The organism is Arminella tubonensis, assembly GCF_003240585.1.
In the GTDB taxonomy this organism is placed as follows: domain Bacteria; phylum Pseudomonadota; class Alphaproteobacteria; order Rhizobiales; family Rhizobiaceae; genus Rhizobium; species Rhizobium tubonense.
In genome coordinates this window covers 1-21,377 of sequence record NZ_PCDP01000036.1, presented here as the reverse complement: position 1 = coordinate 21,377, position 21,377 = coordinate 1, and the positions used below count along the sequence as shown (strand labels likewise).

Annotated in this window: 20 protein-coding genes; 7 read left to right on the top strand and 13 right to left on the bottom strand. The window is 59.4% G+C overall.

What is annotated here, in order from left to right:
* Nucleotides 1–5 precede the first annotated feature (5 nt).
* Nucleotides 6–1,421, bottom strand: coding sequence for an FAD/NAD(P)-binding protein (locus tag CPY51_RS14945; RefSeq protein ID WP_111161037.1), 1,416 nt, complete (start codon nucleotides 1,419–1,421; stop codon nucleotides 6–8).
* A gap of 501 nt (nucleotides 1,422–1,922) precedes the next feature.
* On the opposite strand from CPY51_RS14945, the gene CPY51_RS14940 reads away from it, so the two are divergent.
* Nucleotides 1,923–3,131, top strand: a complete 1,209-nt coding sequence (locus CPY51_RS14940) for an SfnB family sulfur acquisition oxidoreductase (protein WP_111161036.1) — start codon at nucleotides 1,923–1,925, stop codon at nucleotides 3,129–3,131.
* A gap of 59 nt (nucleotides 3,132–3,190) precedes the next feature.
* On the opposite strand, the gene CPY51_RS14935 is transcribed toward CPY51_RS14940, so the two are convergent.
* Both CPY51_RS14935 and CPY51_RS14930 read right to left on the bottom strand, forming a co-directional pair.
* On the bottom strand, nucleotides 3,191–3,658 hold the full coding sequence (locus CPY51_RS14935; protein ID WP_111161035.1) for an RrF2 family transcriptional regulator: 468 nt from the start codon (nucleotides 3,656–3,658) through the stop codon (nucleotides 3,191–3,193).
* 218 nt (nucleotides 3,659–3,876) lie between these two features.
* On the bottom strand, nucleotides 3,877–5,313 hold the full coding sequence (locus tag CPY51_RS14930; RefSeq protein WP_111161397.1) for an FAD/NAD(P)-binding protein: 1,437 nt from the start codon (nucleotides 5,311–5,313) through the stop codon (nucleotides 3,877–3,879).
* Between the two features lie 485 nt (nucleotides 5,314–5,798).
* On the opposite strand from CPY51_RS14930, the gene CPY51_RS14925 reads away from it, so the two are divergent.
* The 3 genes from CPY51_RS14925 to CPY51_RS32295 all read left to right on the top strand — a co-directional run bounded on the left by CPY51_RS14925 (nucleotide 5,799) and on the right by CPY51_RS32295 (nucleotide 7,328).
* The gene (locus tag CPY51_RS14925; protein ID WP_111161034.1) at nucleotides 5,799–6,374 is read left to right on the top strand and encodes a transglycosylase SLT domain-containing protein; all 576 of its coding nucleotides are present in this window, start codon (nucleotides 5,799–5,801) and stop codon (nucleotides 6,372–6,374) included.
* Nucleotides 6,375–6,681: 307 nt separating this feature from the next.
* Entirely contained in the window at nucleotides 6,682–6,861 is a 180-nt protein-coding gene (locus CPY51_RS14920) for a hypothetical protein (RefSeq protein ID WP_111161033.1), read from the top strand.
* Nucleotides 6,862–7,004: 143 nt separating this feature from the next.
* Complete coding sequence (locus CPY51_RS32295; RefSeq protein WP_146260130.1) at nucleotides 7,005–7,328, top strand: GCG_CRPN prefix-to-repeats domain-containing protein; 324 nt, start codon at nucleotides 7,005–7,007, stop codon at nucleotides 7,326–7,328.
* A gap of 76 nt (nucleotides 7,329–7,404) precedes the next feature.
* Here CPY51_RS32295 and CPY51_RS14910 read toward each other — a convergent pair whose 3' ends face one another.
* Nucleotides 7,405–7,776 carry a COG4315 family predicted lipoprotein gene (locus tag CPY51_RS14910; RefSeq protein ID WP_111161031.1) on the bottom strand — a complete coding sequence of 124 codons (372 nt, stop codon included), beginning with the start codon at nucleotides 7,774–7,776 and terminating at the stop codon, nucleotides 7,405–7,407.
* A 437-nt stretch (nucleotides 7,777–8,213) separates the two neighbouring features.
* Between CPY51_RS14910 and CPY51_RS14905 the strand changes: the two genes are divergently transcribed.
* Nucleotides 8,214–8,957, top strand: a complete 744-nt coding sequence (locus CPY51_RS14905) for a response regulator transcription factor (protein ID WP_111161030.1) — start codon at nucleotides 8,214–8,216, stop codon at nucleotides 8,955–8,957.
* 104 nt (nucleotides 8,958–9,061) lie between these two features.
* Here the strand turns inward: CPY51_RS14905 and CPY51_RS14900 are convergent, their stop codons facing one another.
* From CPY51_RS14900 to CPY51_RS14880, 5 genes are all read right to left on the bottom strand, one after another.
* Nucleotides 9,062–9,340 carry a transposase gene (locus CPY51_RS14900; RefSeq protein WP_111161029.1) on the bottom strand — a complete coding sequence of 93 codons (279 nt, stop codon included), beginning with the start codon at nucleotides 9,338–9,340 and terminating at the stop codon, nucleotides 9,062–9,064.
* Nucleotides 9,341–9,550: 210 nt separating this feature from the next.
* Nucleotides 9,551–10,969 carry an HlyD family type I secretion periplasmic adaptor subunit gene (locus CPY51_RS14895; RefSeq protein ID WP_111161396.1) on the bottom strand — a complete coding sequence of 473 codons (1,419 nt, stop codon included), beginning with the start codon at nucleotides 10,967–10,969 and terminating at the stop codon, nucleotides 9,551–9,553.
* 59 nt (nucleotides 10,970–11,028) lie between these two features.
* Complete coding sequence (locus CPY51_RS14890; RefSeq protein WP_111161028.1) at nucleotides 11,029–12,744, bottom strand: type I secretion system permease/ATPase; 1,716 nt, start codon at nucleotides 12,742–12,744, stop codon at nucleotides 11,029–11,031.
* Between the two features lie 103 nt (nucleotides 12,745–12,847).
* Nucleotides 12,848–13,429, bottom strand: a complete 582-nt coding sequence (locus CPY51_RS14885) for a PE-PGRS family protein (protein WP_111161027.1) — start codon at nucleotides 13,427–13,429, stop codon at nucleotides 12,848–12,850.
* A gap of 336 nt (nucleotides 13,430–13,765) precedes the next feature.
* Nucleotides 13,766–14,857 carry a hypothetical protein gene (locus CPY51_RS14880; protein ID WP_111161026.1) on the bottom strand — a complete coding sequence of 364 codons (1,092 nt, stop codon included), beginning with the start codon at nucleotides 14,855–14,857 and terminating at the stop codon, nucleotides 13,766–13,768.
* Nucleotides 14,858–15,121: 264 nt separating this feature from the next.
* Here CPY51_RS14880 and CPY51_RS14875 point away from each other — a divergent pair, with 264 nt between their 5' ends.
* Complete coding sequence (locus CPY51_RS14875; RefSeq protein ID WP_111161025.1) at nucleotides 15,122–15,370, top strand: hypothetical protein; 249 nt, start codon at nucleotides 15,122–15,124, stop codon at nucleotides 15,368–15,370.
* A 97-nt stretch (nucleotides 15,371–15,467) separates the two neighbouring features.
* Here the strand turns inward: CPY51_RS14875 and CPY51_RS14870 are convergent, their stop codons facing one another.
* Entirely contained in the window at nucleotides 15,468–16,220 is a 753-nt protein-coding gene (locus CPY51_RS14870; protein ID WP_111161024.1) for an SDR family oxidoreductase, read from the bottom strand.
* Nucleotides 16,221–16,421: 201 nt separating this feature from the next.
* Here CPY51_RS14870 and CPY51_RS14865 point away from each other — a divergent pair, with 201 nt between their 5' ends.
* The gene (locus CPY51_RS14865; RefSeq protein ID WP_111161023.1) at nucleotides 16,422–18,005 is read left to right on the top strand and encodes a winged helix-turn-helix domain-containing tetratricopeptide repeat protein; all 1,584 of its coding nucleotides are present in this window, start codon (nucleotides 16,422–16,424) and stop codon (nucleotides 18,003–18,005) included.
* A 116-nt stretch (nucleotides 18,006–18,121) separates the two neighbouring features.
* Here the strand turns inward: CPY51_RS14865 and CPY51_RS14860 are convergent, their stop codons facing one another.
* From CPY51_RS14860 to CPY51_RS14850, 3 genes are all read right to left on the bottom strand, one after another.
* The gene (locus CPY51_RS14860; protein ID WP_111161022.1) at nucleotides 18,122–18,343 is read right to left on the bottom strand and encodes a hypothetical protein; all 222 of its coding nucleotides are present in this window, start codon (nucleotides 18,341–18,343) and stop codon (nucleotides 18,122–18,124) included.
* An 80-nt stretch (nucleotides 18,344–18,423) separates the two neighbouring features.
* Nucleotides 18,424–19,644, bottom strand: coding sequence for an adenylate/guanylate cyclase domain-containing protein (locus CPY51_RS14855; protein WP_111161021.1), 1,221 nt, complete (start codon nucleotides 19,642–19,644; stop codon nucleotides 18,424–18,426).
* A gap of 31 nt (nucleotides 19,645–19,675) precedes the next feature.
* Nucleotides 19,676–21,295: an MDR family MFS transporter gene (locus tag CPY51_RS14850; protein WP_111161020.1), complete on the bottom strand. Its 1,620-nt coding sequence runs from the start codon at nucleotides 21,293–21,295 to the stop codon at nucleotides 19,676–19,678.
* Between the last annotated feature and the right edge of the window lie 82 nt (nucleotides 21,296–21,377).

Sequence of the window (21,377 nt, the reverse complement as noted above, 5' to 3'; positions counted from 1 at the left end):
CGAAATCAGACTGCCTGACATTGCGGGTAGAACCGGGCAGAAATCCCCTCCGCCGTCGCGTATGCCTGGGTAACGATCTCGGGCACGAGATCGATATCCGGCAGGCTCCCGAGGCCGAGCGGACCGATCGCAAAAAGCCCTTCCGTTGCGCGATCGTCAACGACAAGCTCTCCCGTTGCACTGACGGCAAGTCCAAGATGCAGTTCGTCCGGCATCGCAAGCCGTGAGTCGATCAAACTGCGCATCAATGGCGTATCGAGATCCGGCGCCTGGCAGCGGCAATCGATGATTTGACCCGCATAGACCGGTTCCTCATCCGTCCGCCCCACCGGCTTCATCACGATGCCGGTCGGCGTCACCCGAACGACCTGCCCTCTGCGAAGAAGGGTATTCCCCTCCGAAAGCTCTCGTCGCAACCGGACATGCAGGGCCTCGGGCAGACGGTTGCGGTGGCTGTCGTAGATTGCCCTCAGATGCCGGTTGAACTGCTGCTTCTCCCGCGCCGGCAACGCGCGCCAAAGCGAGCGGGCGTGCTTGCGCAGGCCATTCATGACCGATTGCCAGTTCTGGCCGGCAGCTTCCGCCTCGCGACAGGCTTGGCGGATGAACCGTACGATCCCGCTCAAACGCGTCGGCATCTCGTCTGCCGGAAAAACAGGGTCGGCGTTGTTGCGCGTATGGCTCTGCGGAAGGAAGCCGTGCTTGGAGATGATGGTGATCTGGCCGTTGTAGCCGCTTTCCCGCATTTGCAGCAGACGGTCGACGACGCGCAAGCCGCTGCCGAGAAGAACCGTGTGCGGGCGCGCGACCAATCGCCGCGCGCGAACCGGGGAGGACAGATCAGCGGGGCCGGTCGCTTGCAGCTGCGGATTGCCGATACCGTATCCGGTCGCAAGTATGACCGTATCGAACAATGGATTGGACGCACTGGCACTTTCCACGAGGAAGCGGCTGCCATGGCTCCGCCGGACGCCGAGAACAGGTTCGTTGCTGACCTGCACTGTGATGTCGCGGCGAGCGGCAAGCGCCTCGGAAAAGCGCTCGTAGACGTAGTCGCTGAAGATGCTCTTCGGCACGAATATCTGCTGGAATCCCGGTATGGCGGCGGGCACGGCGGTGCGGAACGCGGCATTGGCACATAGCCAGTCATTGAAATCGTCGGCATCTCCCGACGATACCGAAAGGTCCCGAACGCGACTGTTCAGAATTTCGCTGGAATGTCCCGAAGCCAGCGCCTGACCGCCGCTGACCGTGGAGTTTGGGTCGAAGAGTTGCAGATGAAACGGTGTCCGCACGGTCTTCATCAAGGCGATTGCTGTCATCATGCCGGAAAAGCCGCGTCCGATGACGGCGATGCGCGGCATGGCGGAAGGTTGAGCCGAAGCCGCTACCCTGGAAGAAAAAAGTCCCCGAACCGTCATATCAACTCCTGCGTTGGAGGTGGTCGATCATGGTTTTCTAGGCACTCTGATACGCGCTTACCTGCCCATCCGCACTCTTTTGGCGGTTGCGGCCAGATGAACGCCTGGCCGCTAACGAGGTTCCGGCATACGTTCGAATGCCAGTCCCTCTGCCCCGGAACAAAGGCGCCCGACATCAAAAGTCGAGCCACGTCCCGGTTAATAGTCTACACGTTTAGTCGTATAAGAAAGCGCGAAAATCGGCCTGTAGCAAGCGCTTTCTTGAAATCTGCGGGAAAGACGATCTACTCTCAAGGCTCCACACCGCCGGAAGTTCGTCCCCGGAACCGCCAATATTCCCAGATGGCCGGCGGATATTTTGTCGGAACCGAACCTATTATTCAGGCGGATGACGACCGCGTAAGAAAAGAAAAACTAATGTGCGCCGTCAGCGTAGAATAGACGGGCTTATCGATCCTGTTTGACTGGGTCACAACTACCGTGCGGCTGATGGAGTGATGGATGGGAACCGTATCGCAGTTGCATGAGCACGCCAGACCCGTCGCACGGCGTATCCAAAGCGACGAAGAAGCGCTCGAAATTGCGCGTACGCTCGCTGAAGAGTTTGCAAGACTGGCCAGCGACCGCGACATCAACCGTGTTTTGCCTGAAGAGGAATTGGAAACTCTCTCGCAATCCGGCCTGCTTGGCGTCTCAGTACCCTCTGAGCACGAGGGGCTCGACATTTCCAACGCCATACTCGCAGAAATCATCGCCATACTTGCGCAGAGCGATCCCTCTATCGCCCAGATATCGCAGAGCCATTTCCATGTGCTGGAAACCTTGCGTGTGGCCGGCGGTGAAGAACAGCAGAAATTCTTCTTTGCCAGGGCACTGGCCGGTGATCGCCTGGCCGGCGCATCCTCCGCCGCCGACACGATCGGCCAGGAGACCCGCCTCTTTTCCGACGGCGCAGGATACCGGCTGAGCGGCCGCCAGGCTCATTCGACGGGCGTCCTGTTCGCCGACTGGATCGCAGTCTTCGCGCTCGATCAGGCAGATCGAAAAGTCCTGTCGCTCCTGCCCCGAGGGACCGAAGGCATTCAGATCATCGACGACTGGGATGGGTTCGGCCAACGCACGACCGGCAGCGGAACCACCATCCTCCACAATGTGCACGTCGGCGCCGACGCGATCATCCCGGTCGACAAGGACCTCAAGCGACCGACGACGATCGGGGCGGTCGAACGCATTACCCGCGCCGGTGTCGATCTCGGCATTGCCCGCGCGGCCTTCGCCGCAACGGTGGATTTCGTCAGGAACAATGCCCGTCCCCGGACGGATAGCGGCGTGGCGCGCGCCGCCGACGACCCGCTGACGATTGCAAGGATTGGCCAGATCGCGATCCGCATCGAGGCGGCGGCTGCCATGGTCGAACGCGCCGGAGGAAAGGTCGATATCGCCCAGATCAATACGACCGAAGAACATGTCGTCGACGCGATGCTTTCGGTTGCGGGCGCAAGCGCGCTGACGGCGGAGGTCGCGGTAGAAGCTTCGACTGCGTTATTCGAGCTTGCCGGCACCTCGTCGACGGGGATCGGCCTCAACCTCGATCGCCATTGGCGCAACGCCCGGACCCACACCGCGACGGATCCGGCTTCCCAGAAACATCACGCCGTTGGAAACTACCATCTGAACGGCATCACGCCGCCGAAGAATGCTGCGTCGTAAAAAGCAGAACGCCGGCACAGGGCCGGCGTGAGAGAGCAAGGTCCGAAAGTTTAACCGGATCAACTGGCGTTCGACGCGCGGTAATCCTCTTCCTCCGCCTCGATGCCGCGACCGCCGGTGGCGACAAACTGCTCGAGCGTCATGTTGTCGAGGATGGAAGCGATCGCGTCGCGCACTTCCGTCATCGAGCGACGCACCTGACAGCGCTCCGGATCCGAACAGTCGTCGCAGGCTTCATACGCCGTGCGGCTTGCACAGCGGATAGGCGCCAGCGGACCGTCGAGCGTTCGAATGACGTGGCCGATGCGAATGTCCGCCGCCGGCCGCGAGAGCGAATAGCCGCCGCCCGGCCCCTTCTTCGAGCGCAGGACGCCCGAGTTCCTCAGTTCCAACAGAATGGTATCAAGGAATTTCTTCGGGATATTGTTGCGCGAGGCAATATCGTTGATGAATGCCGTCTCGCCCGGGGCAAGGCGAGCCAGATCGACCAGCGCCTTCAGTCCATATTTGCCTTTTTTCGTAAGCATTGTTCTTCGCTTTACTGAAAATTCAGTTGCCAAAAATCCGGCACGTCATCTGCACGTTTGTTAACAACGGCGTATGCAGCAGATTGAATGTCTAATATCAGGAACTAGCGCTCGAATCGGCCGCAAACAAGGCAATAACTCACAAATTGTATAGTTTATGTTCGTAAAATACTGCAGCTGTATCGCCGGCGCAACGATTGCGACGCCGACAGGCAATGTCACGCGACGCTGACGCTAAGCGGGCCGGACTGGTCCACACCCAACGCGTCGCCGATCTCAGCGGCAACAAGGACCGCATGCTCGGATACCTGCGGCAATCCCATCAGCTCGCCAAAGGTGCCCCGTGCCAGCGGCCCGGAGATATAAAGCGACGGTGCGATCTCACCTGAACTGCCAAGTGCACGCGATGCGTTGTCGCAGGAAAGTCCGAGCCCGGTGCCGTCGAGGGATAAATAGCCGGCATCTGCAAGTTGCCGGATCCAGGGCTGGCTGTCGATAATTCCACCGTGACTTGGTCCGGTGGTCACCACGACGGCCTCGAAACGACGTTCGATGCGCTCCCCCGAACGACTGAGGCGCAGCCTGCATTCGATCTCGACACCGTCACTGCGAACCGCCTCGACCGAAGCCGCCAGAACGGTGAGCCGCCCTGCCCTCAACGCCTGCTCGCTGGCGTCCTCGACCTGCGGCGCGATCCTGAACCGGTGCACGTCCCAGAATGGCCGCAAATGCCTGACGACGCGCCGCCGCTCCGCAAGGGGCAGCGCCCGCCAGACTTCTCCGCCCTGAAAGCGCACCTGGTCGATCACCGCATGCCAGCTGCGGCCTTCGCCCTCTGCACTCAGGATGGCCTGACGTATCCGCTGCAGCAGCGCCAGCGCCGTGCGGGCCGGCACGCTGACGAAATCGCCGTAGAGGTCTTGTGCCATGCGGGCATGGCCGCGTGATCTGAGGCCCCGCCGCGAGATTGCGGTGATCGCCCCATGGTGGCCCCGAAGCGCCAATGAAGCGATGATGTCCGAAGAGGTCAGACCGTTGCCGACGATCAGCACCCGGTCGGACGATCGGATAGCGTCCAGAGCATCCGGGTCGGTTGGATCGGCAACGAACCGCGGGTGGTCCTTCAAAACGTCTACCAGCGCCTTTGGCGCGCTTGGCGACGGGTGGCTCGTGGCAACGACAAGAATATCCGCTTCGATCTGTCGACCGCTTTCGCCGGAGAGCAACCAGCGGCCGCTTCGCCGCCTGACGTCGGCCACCCTTTCCATAACATGGACGACCTCGCCACTATCGACGAACGGCTGCACCATGGCATTGACATAGGTGCCGAAAAGACTGCGGCGCGGAAAGAGATTGCCATCCGAGGCCATCGCGTCGTCGTCGCCGGAAACCGCGTTGTTCGCAACGATCCAGCGCTGAAACTGCTCCATATCATCAGGCATAAGGCTCATGCGCGACGCAGGCACATTGATGCGATGAGCGGGATCGAGCGTGTCGTAGGCAAGCCCCGGTCCGAGCCTTTCGCGCGGTTCGAAAACGAAAAGCTGGTTCGGGCCAAGCATCCCGGATTGCGCCAGATGAAAGGCCACGCCTGCGCCAGAAACGCCGCCGCCGATGATGGCGACTACAGGCTTTTGGTGCTTCCGCGTCGCCATTTCGCCTCCCGATTCCATTCTCATCCCATCCGCCCAACCAACAGGGCACCCTCGAAAACCCGATACGGATCAATATCCTCTATGAATTTAGTTGACAATGGAGGTGGGTTTTCGACCCAGAGATTTAACCTATGGGTGCACTGCAGCATATTATAATTTCATAATGCACGGAACGACTGCAAACTTTGCGCGTTTCTCCTCAAGGAGGAGACCATCATGGCAATTCTGCATCTTATGACCCCGTTCGACTACGCCCTGGTTGTCGTGCTGGGCGCGGTACTCGTTTTCAGCCTCATGGAAGGCGGAAGCCACAAGCACTGACGATCTCGCGGGAAGATAGCAGATCTTCCAGGCGCGTTCGCAGGTATCTTTGTTTATTTGAAAACACCCCTCCTGGGTGGGTGTGATGGCACTATTTGGGATTGCCTAAAAACCCGTTTTTAACGTTTACCAGTTAGTAATCTCTCCAAAAGAGAGATTCTGCGATGCGTATTGCGTTTGTCGCCCCCCTTGTCCTGTTGGCTGGTTGCGCTTCGGCGCCGCACGAAATCAGAAATACATGCGCGATATTCGAACAACGCGACGGCCTGTTCAATAATTGGCGCCGCGCGGCGGAGCGCACCGAGCGCGAATACGGCGTTCCGGTGCCGATCCTTATGGCCACTATCTACGCCGAATCCGGTTTCAATCCCTATGCACGTCCGCCGCGTACCAAGCTGTTCGGCTTCATCCCTTGGACCCGTCCTTCCAGCGCTTACGGCTATTCCCAGGCACTCAACGGCACGTGGTCGAGATACCAAGGCGAAACCGGCCATTGGGGCGCAAGCCGCACCAACTTCGCGGACGCCATCGATTTCGTCGGCTGGTACCACGCGCAAAGCCACGTCCAGAACGGCATAGCGCTCACCGATTCCTACAATCTCTATCTCGCCTATTATTTCGGGCACGATGGCTACGCGCAGGGAGCGTGGCGTTCCAATGCGGATATTCAGCGCTCTGCCCAGCGCGTCTCCGGCATGACGTCCCTCTACAGAAGCCAGCTCCGTTCCTGCAGCGGTTGAACATTGGCATCAACGCTCCTCGCCAAAATTCGGCGCCAGTCGAAAAAATCGTCGCAAACTTCGATAATTTCTGCCACAAGCGCCTGAGGACGCGACCGCCGTCAACTTTAGGACGGGGTCGGGCGAGTTGATTGACGTCTCCTCACGCCGCCACGAGATCACGTGGCCGTTCTCTCAATCACCCATCCCACCCGACATTCACCGAAGACGAACGCACTCGATCTGCACCGGCTTGGCATACCTGTTCCATCCGCTTGACTTCTACATCTCAAAATGAGAACATAAAGAGAACAAACGGAGATGTAGCATGACCAACGCAGAGGTAGTAATCGAGAGAGCCCTTGCCGTCGTGGCGAAATCAAGAGCCTCCAGGGAGAGAGACGAGCAAAGACGGAAAGAGGTCTTTTCGCGAATCCAGGTCGGCAGAACTTTGGAAGCCTATCAGGTAAAGCGCGGTGAGCAGCTTTCACTGAAGCTGGATTCCTGACGCAAGCGAGCCCATCCCTATTTGGCATCTTCGCAGCCGCTTCCGTATAAAGCCTTGATTTAGCCTGCAAAAGGTCAAGGTTGGTTCATCGCCCATTCACTCCGTTGGTGGCTAGATTAGTCATCTGATACGGAGAGAGACAGATGAAAAAGATAGTTTTCGCCTCGGCAATCTTGTTCGGCGGCTTGATCGCAACAGCAGCGGGCGCGATGCCCGCCACGTCGATAGCCCAACCGGCAGCGACATCGGCGCCTGGCGTCGTCCAGGTAGATTATGCATGCGGAAGAGGTTTCCACGTCACGCCATGGGGCCATTGCCGCCCAAATGGCTGGGGTCCTCAGCGGGCCCACTGGGACGATCGCCGCTCGCGTGGCGACTGGGACGGCCCGAGGCATGGCTGGCGCGGTGACGATCGCCGAGGCTGGGGCCACGACCGTTATTACCGTCGCGACAGATACGACGATTAAGTTCTCTGCGACAGACAAGGCCCGCCTGAGTTGAAGCTCGGGCGGGCCTTCTGCATTCTTTCGTAAGCCGATCGATCTACTTGGCCATGTGCCAAACGCCGCCGACACCGTCGCCTTTCATGTCGCCGGCTTTCTTGTCTTCGGCAAATGTATAAAGCGGCTTACCTTCGTAGGCCCACATTTCCTTGCCATCGGCGGCCTTGACCAACGACCACTCGCCTTCCGCCTTGGCTTTTTCAGCGGCGTGGAAGGCCGGCCACTTCTTCAGGCAGTCCTTGTCGCAATTCGATTTGTCCTTGGCATCCTTGTCGAACGTGTAGAGGGTCATGCCCTTCTCGGTGGCCCAAACCTTGCCCATCTTCGTTTCGACCATTTTGGCCGGCTCGGCTGCCGCAGCCGACAAGGCAGTGGCGGCGAGCAGGCCCATCGCTACAAACAACGTTCTCATGACTTCTCTCCCAGCCGGGAATGCTGGCGGAATGCCAGTAGTGCCCGACACCAGCTATATGAACGCCCCGCCGGGAAACCGGTTCCATATGGGCGCGACAATCGGCATGGGGAAACGGCCCTCGCGTCCCTGATGCCGACTGTCGGTCGACGGAACCTCTCGATAGGCTTTCACAACCAATCAATCCGAACGGCGTTGACATGACGCGGAGCCCGAAATCGGCCTCTCTTCGTTCGCTGTGGTTGTGGTTAACATTTAGGCATATACTCAGAAAAACTTAATATTTTCAACAACAAGAAAACTTGATTCTTGAGAATCCCGCGTCGGCGCATGCAACGTATGGGTGGGATTAATCCCCAATTTATCATGACATGAAACAAGAATAGTAATAATATGCGCTCCCGAATGGATTGCAAAAATCCTAGGGGGGACTGGACGTGTCTATCACCTTAGCGACCAAGCGCCGTGCGGGACGCAATGCACCGACTGTGATCGTTGTAGAGCCTCATACGCTAGCACGCACAGCCATCGTAAAGCTCCTCGAGCACGAACTCATTGGTTGGAATTTCATCGATATGGTGTCAATCGAGAGTCTCGATAGAGCTCTCGGAATGGACGTGCGTTTGATCACCATCGATTTGGGGGGCAGAAATGTAAAGAGCATCAGCCTCCTCGATGATCTCGCAGCGATCACGGAACGCTTTTCCGAGGTGCCGATCGCACTGTTGTCCAATACGGACGATGTCTTGATAGCGTCTCAAGCGCTGACAATGGGCATTCGCGGCTTCTTCACCATCTCCCTGCCTATAGAAATCGCCCTTGCGGGCCTGCGCCTTGTTCTCGCCGGCGGGGTATTCTACCCCCATCCGATGGGCACGCGCCCGCTGGGCCCGGTCGAGCACGCCAATGGCGAAGATCATGTTCAGAAGATCGTGGACGGTCGAACAAATTACCTGTCAATTGCCGACTTTACGCCTCGCGAGGCGGATGTGCTGGCCGAACTCCAGTGCGGCTGCTCGAACAAGGTCATTGCCGGGAAACTCAATCTGTCGGGCCACACCGTGAAAATGCATCTGCAGCACATCATGCGCAAGTTGCAGGTCCAGAACCGAACAGAAGTAGTTGCCCGGTTGGGTTACAATGCGTCCAACGGCAGCGGCCACGATATGGGCGCATCCTGAAACATTTTCCGAGAAAGTGGACCCCGGTTTCTCGCTACAAGATGCGACGAGACAGAGGGATCGAGCCCTCGATCTGATGGTATGAAATCGGAACTGGCTCTCCATTACGCACGACCGTTGGAGGTCTTTTCAAGCATCTCGCTGAGCGTAGCCGCGGCCAGCATGGCTGCGGCCAATAGCTTCTTCAGCTTCTGGTTCTCCTGCTCCAGGGCCCGGAGCCTCTTGGCATCCAGACCGACATTGCTGAATTGCAGGGATTGCCACCGGTAGAACGTCGGTTCGCTGATCCCGTGCCGATGGCAAACATCCGCTACCGTCACTCCACCCTGATGCTCCTTCAGAATGCCCGTGATTTCATCGTCATTGAATTTTCTCTTGCCCATCACCGCGTCCCTTCGACGGATCCGAACCTGGAATTCGTGAACACCAGGAAGGAATCGAACGTCAATCCATCATCGCATCGCGCGCCGGGCAGTTGGCTCCCATTTTGCTGTTACCACGGCGCTCGTCCATAGAGACGCGCCAGGACACGGTAACATCATGAATTTCAAGGCGCCTTTCCCGAAACCGTGCACATGTTCGGGAACGTCGCTCTAGTCCTCGCGGAACGCTCTGTGGAAGCTGTCGAGGAGGGGCCTGACTGCATAGAACGCCACACTACTTTTACCTGTCTCGATCAATGCCTGAGCCGGCATACCTGGAACCAGCTCGACATCGGTCATTTTTGCCAACCGCTCGTCCGTCACGCGGATCGTCGCCTGATAATAGGGTTGGCCGTTTTGCTTATCGACGAGCCGATCCGCAGAGACGTATTCTACCTCGCCTCTCAGAAGCGGTACCCGCCGTTGATTGTAGGGGAGAAGATGAACCTGCGCCTCGAGTCCCGCGTGCACGAGGTGGATATCTTCCGGCCGGACATGCGCAGATACGACAAGGCGGCCTTCGCGTGGCACCAGATCGACGAGCGGTTCACCTGCACCGATCACGCCTCCTATCGTGTGGATGCGCAAATCCATGATGACGCCGTCTTCGGGCGCGCGAATTTCCGTCCGGGCAAGCTGGTCGTCGATCGCCCGCAATCGCTCGCCCAACTGCAGGACCTGGCTCTCAGTGTCCCGCAAACCCTCGGCAACTTCGTTCATTCGATCGCTTTGAAGCTTCACAAGTGCGGCCTGCGTCTCGTTTATCACCTGGTAAGCGCGGGCAATCTGCGCCTGGGTCTCGCCGATCTGGCCATCAAGATCTGCTTTCTCCCGTCCAAGGTCGAATAGCCTGGTCTTTCTTTCCGCCCCTTTTGCGGCGAGAGCCGAGGACGATTCCAGCTGCTGGCGGGAGATTTCAGCTCTGGCAGCCAATGCCGTCTTCTGTGCGGTCAGCCCGATGATTTCCTGTTCGACCTCTGATATTTTCTGTTGCGAAACTTCAACCTCGGCCTGCATGACCTGACGGCGGGTCTGGAAGATCCTCTGCTGACCGATCATGATGGACCTGATCGAAGAATTGCTGTGTATCAATGCCTTGAGATCTTGCGGATAGTTGATCTCGTCGCTCCGCTCCTGCTCCGCAATCATGCGCGCCTGCCTTGCCTCGGCGTCCCAGAGCTGCCCTTGAATGCTGTCGCGCTCCGAGCGCGATTTGGTGTCGTCGAGTGCGATCAGAACCTGCCCGGAAGTGACCTTATCGCCGTTCTTGACACGAATCTGCTGGACGATTCCGCCTTCCAGATGCTGAATGGTCTTGCGGCCGGACTCCGGCTCGACGATACCAGATGCAACCGCGGCGCTTTTCAGCGGAGCGAAGATCGACCAGATGCCGAAACCGCCGATGAAGATGGCGATCAACAGGTTGCCGGTCCATGCGACGGAACGAAGTCTCGGCATCGGCGAGGCCGTCGCCAGTCCGGCGCGAGCCGTTTCGTCCACCGGCCAATAGGTGAGAAATCTTTTCGCCGCCCCTGACCCTTGCGCAAACCAGCGGGCCACGCCGAAGGGCTTGGCGAGTTTGGCTGGCATAGTGACGAGAGGAATAAGGGGAACCAGAGGAACAAGGGTCATGGCGCGGTCTCTGCCTCCTACGTTCCGGTTTGCGACGGTGGTCGAAGATAAGTCTCGTAGATCCGTTCGCTATCTCCAAAGGCAGAGACGGTCCCATTGCGCACGATGGCAATCTTGTTGGTGACTGGCAGAATTCCCATACGGTGGGTGATGATGACGACAGTCATCCCCCGGGATTTCATTCGTTCGATTGCCTTGAACAACATGCATTCGCCGTCATAGTCCAAACTCGAATTCGGGTCGTCGAGCACGATCAGGGATGGGTTCCCGTAGGCCGCTCTTGCCAGGCCGAGTTGCTGGCGCTGGGAACGCAGCAGCAAGCTTCCGCCCTCGCCGATATCGGTCTCGTAGCCCTGCGGTAGCCGCATGATGGCCTCGTGCAATCCGACGAGCTTGGCCGCCTCGATCGCCTTTCCGGGGTCGGCGCCATCCAGCCGCCCGATGACGTCCTTGATGGCGCCGCCGAATAGTTCGATATCCTGCGGCAAATATCCGACATGGCGCGTGCCCCCGCAGAGACGCAAGGCCGTTATATCGACGCCGCCAAGAAGCGCGCACCCGCTCGTCGCTTGCAGAACTCCCGCAATGATCCGACCGAGCGTCGACTTGCCGGACCCTGACGGGCCGATGAGCGCCACGCAATCGCCCGGGGCCAGGCGCAGCGTTACACCTCTCAATATCTGCCGATCGGCGAACGGCAACGCATATCCGACATTGTCGAGAATGAGGCCGCTGCGCTCTGGAATCGGTACCATTCTGGCCTCGCCATCGGATTCGACGGCGATAAGCATCTTGTTGAGACGATTGAAGGCGTTGCGTGTATAGGCAAAGGAGCGCCACGCGCCTATGGCGCCTTCGACCGGCGCCAGCCCACGACCGAGCAGCAGGCTGGCGACAAAAATAATGCCGGGGCTGCTATTGTCATCGAGCACCAGCCAGGTGGCGGCCCCCATCATCAGAATCTGCGTCAATGTCCGGACGGATTTCGAAAACCCGAGGATGATCTCCGTTCGATGCATTGCGATGTCCTGCGCCTTCCTGGCCACCTCCGCGTCGCGATAGACGATCTGCGCGGCGCCATCCTGCATCCCCATCGCGCGGATCACCTGAATATATTTAAGGGCTGTTCCAAACCGCAGGTAGCTTCTTGAAAGAGCAAGGTTTGCGTGCGCAAGCGGCTGCCGCGTCGCCATTTCCGTCAGGAGCGCTAGCGCTAGCAGCGCGACTGCACTTAGAAGCCCGATCACTCCGAGCAATGGGTGAACCAGGAAGAGCAGCAGCAGGAATGCCGGCGCCCACGGAACGTCGAAGAGGAGCGCGCTCGCCGGCGAATCCAGAAACTGACGCAGCGCGGCCAGGTCGCGGTAGCATTCGGCCGCCACGCCCCGGTCGGCGCGGGAGGCATATTCGAACGATGCGGTGAGCACGACCGGGCGCAACCGATGATCCAGCCAGCTGCCAATGCGCGATAGGGCCGCTCTGCGCACGATATCCAGCATGGAGCCGACCACCACTGCGGCAGCAACTATGAGCGTCAGCATCAGCAGGGTGTCGGCACTCCGGCTCGACAGGACCCGATCGTAGATCTGCAGGAGATAGATGGAGGGCGCGAGCAGAAAGAGGTTGTAGCCGCAGCTATAGAGGAAAACCAGACCAAAGGCACAGCCACAGGCGCGAAGGGCTGCAACCAGGTGCGTCGGTTGTGTTGGGGATTGGATGAGACTTGTTGTCATTATCAGATCCCGGTGCTCTCGATACTGACAAGGGAAACGCAGGGTCAGACCGTGCGAAATAAGAGGATCGCCGACCGGAGCCGGCGATCCTCGGGGCCTGTGTTCACGAGCCGATATGGCTCAGATCGATATGGCCGAAATCGACCGAGAAATGGTCGAGGGCATTGGAAACCGACGTGTTGACGGTTGAGGGGTCCGTGTGGACCACTGCCGACGAGATATCGCCGCCCTGGGCATAGTTGCCGTTGCCGCCATTGCCGCCGACCCCGGCGAGGATGGTGGCATGTTGATCGGCCAGGAGCTGCGTATATTGGGTGGCCGTCGTGGGTGCCGAAACGGCTGCCGTGTCGCCGCCGCTTGACGAGCCCTGGCTGCCGTTGGAAGTGGAATCTCCACCAGCACCGCCCGATCCAGTGTTCGTAACGGCTGCCAGAAGGCCGTTTTGAGCCTGGGCAAACCCACCACTTCCAGCATTGCCGGCGTCCCAATCAGCCGTCTGCCAAACATGATCACCGTTGTGGATGTCGGTCGTTGCGCCGGCCACGACCTGCGTGTCGGCGACATAGGCGACCGGATTGTAGTGGATATCTCCGTAGCTGTAGCCATCTCCGCCGTTGCCCGCATTGGCGTCGCCCGCAGTCGGGTTGCTGAGATGGATCGTGTCAGATATTTGCGGAATAGGCATAACATTACTCCCCTACCTAGTTCAGTCCGTGTTTCTCCGACGGCCGGGTACCCAGCATCTCATGGCCAGGCAAGATAACCGCCTTGGAATAGTGCTCGTAACGTCAGCCGCGAACTAGCTAGATATTTGGGGACGTTCCTTTGGCTGGGGTATGCATGGGGGTAGGATGTATTGTGCGAACGACCAAAAGAATACATCCGGGCGCCGCCCGTTGGCCTCGACGGCGCAAGGCTCCCGCGGTCGATATTTCGGCTCTCGAAATGGATGGATGCAACAGTGGTCACCGGCTTGTTGCCAGCGTTTCGCCCGCAAGCGTGGAACGTATCCGACGCCGCTTTAGGTATGCAGGGAATGGAGGATGTCGTCGACGAGTGCCGAATGAGCATCCGAAAGATTGCCCTCCCCGCCAAGTCCGCCGACGCCGGCCATCTGCAGCGTATGCTGGTCGGTCAGAACATGGTCGATCTGCGTGGCATCGGCCGTGCCACCGGCGGGAACGGCGATATTGATGGGGTGGAAATATCCGAGATTGACGTCGACCATGCTGCCGGTCGAAGACCCGTCGCCCCCGCCCCCCGCCGCATGGCTTCCAGTGAAAATCGTGTCTGAAGACATGTTGAAGCCGCCGCCATTGCCGCCGATTCCGGCGATCTGCATGCCACCCTGGCTGAAGATGGCGTTGTTAGTCTGATGGGCCTCCGCGGAGCCGCCGGCGGCCCCGACGGCTATGTTGATGGGCGAGAAGATAGCCACATTCACGTCGACCATGCTGCCGATGAAGTGGCCGTCGCCACCGTGTCCTGCATAGTTGTCGCCAGTGAAGGTGATCGCAGTTCCCGGGCTTGCAGCTGCGCCGCCGCCCGCAATATTGTGATCGCCGCCCGAGCCGCCGACACCGCCGATCTGGGTCCCGCCTTGCAGGAACGCCGCATTGTTCGTCTGATCAGCATGGGCGATGGAGCCCGGACCCGCAGCCACGGCGGTATTCACGGGGGCGAATACCGCGACATCGGAACTGACGATGCCACCGTAGAAAATGCCGTTGCCGCCGGTTCCGGCGTGATTGACGGCATTACCTCCAAAGCCAAGCGCTAGATTGCCGCTGCCGCCGTTGCCACCGATGCCGGCCATTTCCGTGACATGCTGATTGATCAAGGCATCGTTGCCCTGGTGCGCGTCAGCTTCGGAATAGGGGCCGGCGATAGCAGCATTGGACGGCATGAAGACGGCCGTGGGAGTGCTGCTTATAAGGCCGACAGCCATTCCGTCGCCACCGCTTCCGGCCGAATTATGGCCCGCATCGGGCGCGACATCCAACGGAAGCCATGTGGGAACCAGGGCCAGATGCCCGGCGGACGAACCGGAGAGAACGTTCTGATTGACACTCGTATTGGGCGCGTCTTCCGATAAGGGACGAGTTTCCGTCATCTCTGTCTCTCCATTCCGAGTCTCAAGCACAACCCAAGTCTCAAGCGCAAGTCCCGCAAGCTTGCGGAGAACATGGCTCGAATTGATCGCCTATTGTGTAACCAGATCAAGGAAATGAAGAGCCTGCAATTCGTCTACGCCCATTTGGATGGCAGGATAGCCATATGGCCGTCATCATTCCCGCCCGAATTTTGAAAAGCCGGCTTTGGTTTTTGAACATTTATATTACTATTGCCTCAGACACCCGCAGCTGGATGAAGCAAGATGAACTCTGAAAAGCTCGAGAACCCGGTTCCAGAGGAAAAGACCGCCGCAACGATGGCCCTGGAAGAGTTCAGTCAGCGCTTTGTCGGACATATGCTCCGCCACCCCGACTTCGAACCGCTGCATGAAGGCCGGTCCCTTCGCAAATATGCGGAGGACATTGCACTGACATATTGGGAAGAGCTGCACCCGGAGGGATTGTCACCGGAGGAATGCGCCGACAGCGATATGAGCTATTGGGGCCGATAGCCTATCCACCCGGGGACGCGCTCGTCATTCGAAGCCAAACCGCGAACTGCGCTATCGAGGTAGCGCAGTTCGCACTGCATTGAGTATATTCGGCTGCCTACCGAGCTGTTGACTGTTTGAGCCAAGCCTCGAAATGAACCGCACCGACGCGTGGGCTCTTGCCGGGCGTCAGCGATTGATCGTTCAGGGAAACACCAAAATAACGCGCGTGAACATCAGGAACGACCTTTCTCGGATCGGCGGTGATCTTCAGAAAACGTCTTACAAGTTCATCGAGGGGCATTGCTTCCGGGCCGGCGATTTCGACCATTCCGTTGACCGGTTTGGCGACCGCGACGTCGGCCAGCGCTGCAGCCACGTCATCGGACGATATCGGCTGTATCAGCGCGGGCGAGAGGCGTATTTCCTCGCCTGACGTGGCCGACTGCGCGATGCCGCCGACAAATTCGAAGAACTGCGTAGCGCGAACGATGCTGTATGGAATGCCGGACTCCACGATGAGCGTCTCTTGGGCCAATTTTGCCCGGAAGTAGCCACTTTCGAGTAGTCGTTCCGTGCCGACAACCGACAGTGCGACGTGATGGCGAACACCGGCGGCGGTTTCTGCGGCCAGCAGGTTGCGGCCCGAGGTTTCGAAGAAATCGAGGACTGCCTTGTCTTCCCACACAGGTGCATTGGCCACATCGACAACGACATCAGCCCCGTCGAGCGCTTCCGCAAGTCCTTCGCGGGTGATGGTATTCACCCCTGAGCTCGGCGACGCTGCGAAGACCTCATGCCCGCTCTCGCGAAGGCGCGTCACGAGCTTGGTACCAATGAGGCCGCTGCCTCCGATGACGACGATTTTCATGATCTTTCTCCGTTCCCATGACCGCAACCGCTGCGGTTGATGTGATGGATATTGCGTTCAAGCGGGCTGGAAGTCCTTGCGCCGACCTTGAATTTCCCTTGAGTGCACCTTCATTGTTGGTCCAAATGCGATGGATGGGATCGAGCAGAAGTCCGTTTGCCTCGGCACCCAGCCGAAGGCGTTTGGTATAGGGATGGCGACGTGCAATTCATATTTGAAGATTACGCGCTCGACCCGGAGCGCAGGGAACTCAGCCGGCAGTCCGACGTCGTTTCGGTCGGACCGCAGGTCTTCGACCTGCTGCTTCATCTGGTACGGAACCGCAACCGCGTGGTGAGCAAGGATGAACTGCTCCAGGCGGTCTGGGGCGGACGGATCGTCTCAGAATCGACGATGACAAGCCATATCAATGCGGTTCGCAAGGCAATCTGCGACAACGGCGACGAACAGCGGCTGGTGAAGACAATTGCCCGAAAGGGCTTTCGGTTCATCGGCGAAATCAGCGAAGCGTTCCCCTCGCAAGAAGCGTCATCCCCGAACGCCGTGCATGTCGAACCAAATAATCCGCTCGCACCAGACCTTGCACTCCCCGAAAAGCCGTCCATCGCCGTGCTGCCGTTCCACAATCTGAGCGACGATACAGAACAGGAATATTTCGCCGATGGTGTCGTGGAAGATATCATCGCGGCGCTGTCGCGCATTCGCTGGCTGTTCGTGGTCGCGCGCAATTCCAGCTTCACCTACAAGGGGAGAGCCGTCGACGTGAAGGAAGTCGGCCGCGAGCTGGGCGTCCGCTACGTGCTGGAGGGCAGCGTCCGCAAGGCGGGTAGCAGAGTGCGCATGACGGGACAGCTCGTTGACGCGACCAGCGGGACGAACCTTTGGGCAGAGCGCTTCGAAGGCGCTCTCGATGACATTTTCGAACTGCAGGATCAGATCACCGAGAGCGTCGTCGGCGCGATCGCGCCTCAGCTTGAGCGAGCCGAGATCGAACGGGCCAAGCGGAAGCCGACCGATAGTCTCGATGCGTACGACTACTATCTGCGCGGAATGGCGAAACTGCACAATGGAACCAGGGAGGCCATCGAGGCGGCGCTGCCCTTGTTCTACAAGGCGGTCGAGCTCGATCCGGAATTCGCTTCCGCTTATGGCATGGCTGCCTGGTGTTATTTCTGGCGCAAGGCCAACGGCTGGATGACGGATCGTCCTGGAGAAATCACCGAGGGTATCCGTCTGGCGCGCCTGGCGGTTGAACTGGGGAGGGACGATGCCGTCGCCCTCACCCGCGGTGGACATGCGCTCGCCCATCTCGCCTGCGAACTCGATGGCGGCATCGCGCTACTCGACAGGGCAGTGTTGCTCAATCCAAATCTCGCGCCCGCCTGGTTTCTGGGCGGGTTCCTCCGGGCCTTCCACGGTGAAACGGAAGGCGCAATCGAACACTTCGCGCGCGCCGTTCGCTTGAGCCCGCTGGATCCCGAAATGTTTCGGATGCAAGCAGGAACAGCGCTCGCACATTTCTTCGCGGGACGCTTAGATACCGCCTCGTCATGGGCGGAGAAAGCGACGCGGAATTTGCCGAGCTTCCTGATCGCGGTCAGTCTAGCGGCAGCAAGCCATGCGCTCGCGGGGCGACCGGAAGAGGCCCGTGCCGCGATGCGGCGCATGCGCGAACTTGATCCGTCCTTGCGCGTGTCGAACCTGAAAGATTGGCTTCCGATCCATCGTCCGGAAGATTTTGCCGCGTTCGCCGACGGACTGCGGCGCGCGGGACTACCCGAGTGATGGAGACGGAGGCCTTGTTCACGGGCCAAGCCCTTGGAACAAGACGGGAATGACGACACTCAAGAGCAATCCGTAGGCGCCATTATAGTTCGTTGCATTCATCTGCCTGCCAGGACTTATTTTACCCACCCACTCATATCGGTGTCGGCGCAATCCTCGGGAGACACACTCTGTTTAAGCGCCTCGATCCAATAGGCGTGAGCTACATTCTCGGCGTACCGACGAACAGGCAATCCATCGCGCAGGTAGACGGCGTCGGGATGGCGCACCATCCGCTCTATGAATCTCTGGCTGAATTCCTCAAGCGTCAGGAATTCCGCCCGGCCTTTGAATTTCACGCGTGCTCACCGGTGTGCTGTTTATCGATAGCCACATAACGTCGGCAATGATCAAATCGTTCAAATCGTCCTCGACAACATCATTGACCCGCAGCCGTTTCGCACGCATCGATCGTGAACAGCTCTATGGGATCCTCGAAGCCCTTTAGCCGATGGAAGCTCGTTGACCGGATATTCTCGGCTCCTGTTCTCTGGCGGAACGCATCCGACATCAGCACCGACTTGTCGAGCACGCCGCACGCACCCTGGATGCGACTGAGCAGGTTGACGTCGGAACCGATCACCGTGAAGTCGAGACGGCGGCCCGATCCGATATTGCCGTAGCTGAACTCGCCGTAGTGAAGGGCGATGCTGGCCCTGATGGTCAACCCGTCGAATTCGAAGCGGTCGAGATCGTCGAGGATTGCATCCGATGCGGCAAGGGCGGATCTGCTGGCCGTCTCTGCGTCGGAGCTGGGAAAGAACGCAAGCACGGCGTCGCCCATGAACTTCAGGACCTCGCCACCCTCCCTTGTGATCGCGGGCACCACCATGTCGAAATATGCATTCAGCAGTTCCAGGACGCGCGCTCCGGGCAGCCTATTCGAAAGCTCGGTGAAGCCGCGGAGATCGCAGAGCATCAGCGCTGCCTCCATCGTCTCGATTTCACCCTGCCGGATGTGGCCGGCGAGGATGCGCTGCGCGGTCATCGGGCCGATGTAGATGTCGAGCAGGCTCAGTTCCACCTGGCGCAATGCCCGCAGTTCGCAGGCGTTGCGCAGCGCTGGAAGTATTCGCTCGATGACACCGACATCCGACAGCGAGAAGCCTTCAGCCCGCCGCGTCGCGAAGACGGCCGCGCTGACCGGGCCGTCGACGTTGCAGAGCGGCGCAACGAAGAGCTGCAGCAATCCGCGGTCCGCAAACACGTCGATCTGCTGCCACGGCCATCTCCTCTCGTCAGGCCCGACGATCATCGTCTCGCGGGTATCCATGACCTTGCGCAGCGGACTGTTGGTGAAGGCAAGGTTGGCGCCGTGCTCTCGATCATGGATTTCGACAGGTTCGCCCGGCGCCCAGGCGATTGTCCGTCCGAGGAACTCTGGGTGAAGGGTCATCAGGTGCAGGGTCAATCGGTCGATCGGAAGGCCGATCGCCTGCAGGCGGCGGCCCAGTCCGGAGATCAGGCCGGCTTCGTCGATGGCATGGCATTCGTCTCCAGACAACCATTCCAGCACCGACAGGATCGAGTTCGGATCGACAGTGCGGCTTCCGGGCGCCCTTTGACTGCGGGAGAGCGGATCTTTGAGCAGGGTGTTCATGGCGTTGCCTTTCGAGGATCCAAGATGGCGTTCAGTGAGCCCCGCCGCCGGACAGTTGACCGGGTTTCTTGAGGAGCAGAGAGGCGAGAAGGGCGACCACCAGTCCCATGCCGAGCAGGAAGAAGGTGTCGCTGAAGGCCATGATATTTGCCTGCCTGCGCAGATTGAGAGCGACCGCAACCACGGCCTTGTGAGTGGCCGTCGCCTGGTCGCTGACGCCATGGCTCATGAAATAGGCGGCAAGCTTTGCAACGCGGTCGCGAGTGGCCTCTTCGAACACGGAGACGGAGTTGGTCAGGATGTTCGAGTGGAACTGCTCGCGCTTCGACAGGAATGTCTGCAGCGAGGCGATGCCCACCGCACCACCGAGGTTGCGCATCATGTTGAAGAGGGCGGATGCCGACCCCGCATTTTCCTGTTCGATACCAGCGGCGGCGATCGCCGACAGTGGCGTGAAGACGAGAGCCTGGCCGATGGCGCGCACGATGTTCGGCCAGAAGAGCTGGTCACTGGCATAGTCGCCGCTCATGTGAACATTCATGAAATTGCTGGCGGCAAAGAGCGCGAAGCCGACGACGATCAGAATCCGGACATCGAAGCGCTTCATCAAACGCGGGACAAGCGGGATGAGCAGAAGCTGCGGGATGCCGGTCCAGGCCAGCACCATGCCGATCTGCTCCGAATTATAGCCCTGGATGCGGGTCAGATAGATCGGAAGCACGAAGACAGAGCCGTAGAGCGCAACACCGAGCAGGAAGTTTGCGACAATGCCAAAGCCGAAGTTGCGACGGACCAGCAGGCGAAGGTTGAGCAGGGGATGGGCCGTCTTCAGCTCGATGATCAGGAAAAGCGTCAGCGACACGGCGGCGGTGACCGAAAGGCGAACGATGAAGGGCGAGCCGAACCAATCGTCCTTGTTGCCCTCCTCGAGTACGGTCTGCAATGCGGCAAGGCCGATCGACATGGTGGCGATGCCGGGCCAGTCGCCCTTGGCGAGCAGACCGAGGTTCATCGGCGAACGGTCAAGCGACGCCCACAGCATGCCGATCATCAGCGAACCCGGAACGAGGTTGACGTAGAAGATATATTGCCAGCCGAAATTCTCGGTCAGGTAACCGCCGATGGTCGGGCCGATGGCCGGCGCGAAGGTGGCCGAGAGCGCGAAGAGTGCAAGTCCGATCGGCTGCTTCGACTTGGGCAGCAAGGTGATGATGATCGTGAAGGCCATCGGGATCAACACGCCCCCGGAAAAGCCCTGGATGGCGCGCAGAACGATCATCTGCTGCAGATTGACTGCAAACGCACAGGCGACCGAGAAGATCAGGAAGAGGATGGCGTTGACGAGCAGGTAAGTCCGGACCGAAAAGACCCGGGCGAGCCAGCCGCTGAGCGGAATGACGACGATCTCGGCGATCAGGTAGGATGTCGAGATCCAGCCGCCGTCGTCGGTACCTGCGCCGATCGCGCCCTGGATATCGGCAAGCGAGGCATTGACGATCTGGATGTTGAGCACAGCCATGAACGCACCCAGCGTGGAACCGATCACGGCACTCCACATGCGAAGTGGGCTCATTGCCGGTTTGGCGATGGCCGCCACTGCTGCTGGTTTGGTCGTCTGGTTGCTGTTTGCTACGATCTGGAGCGTGGCCATGACTCTTCTCCTTCCGGCTCTGCGGAAAACATTCTCATGCCATTGATGGGGTGATAATCGAGGAAGGGAGGGAAGGATTATC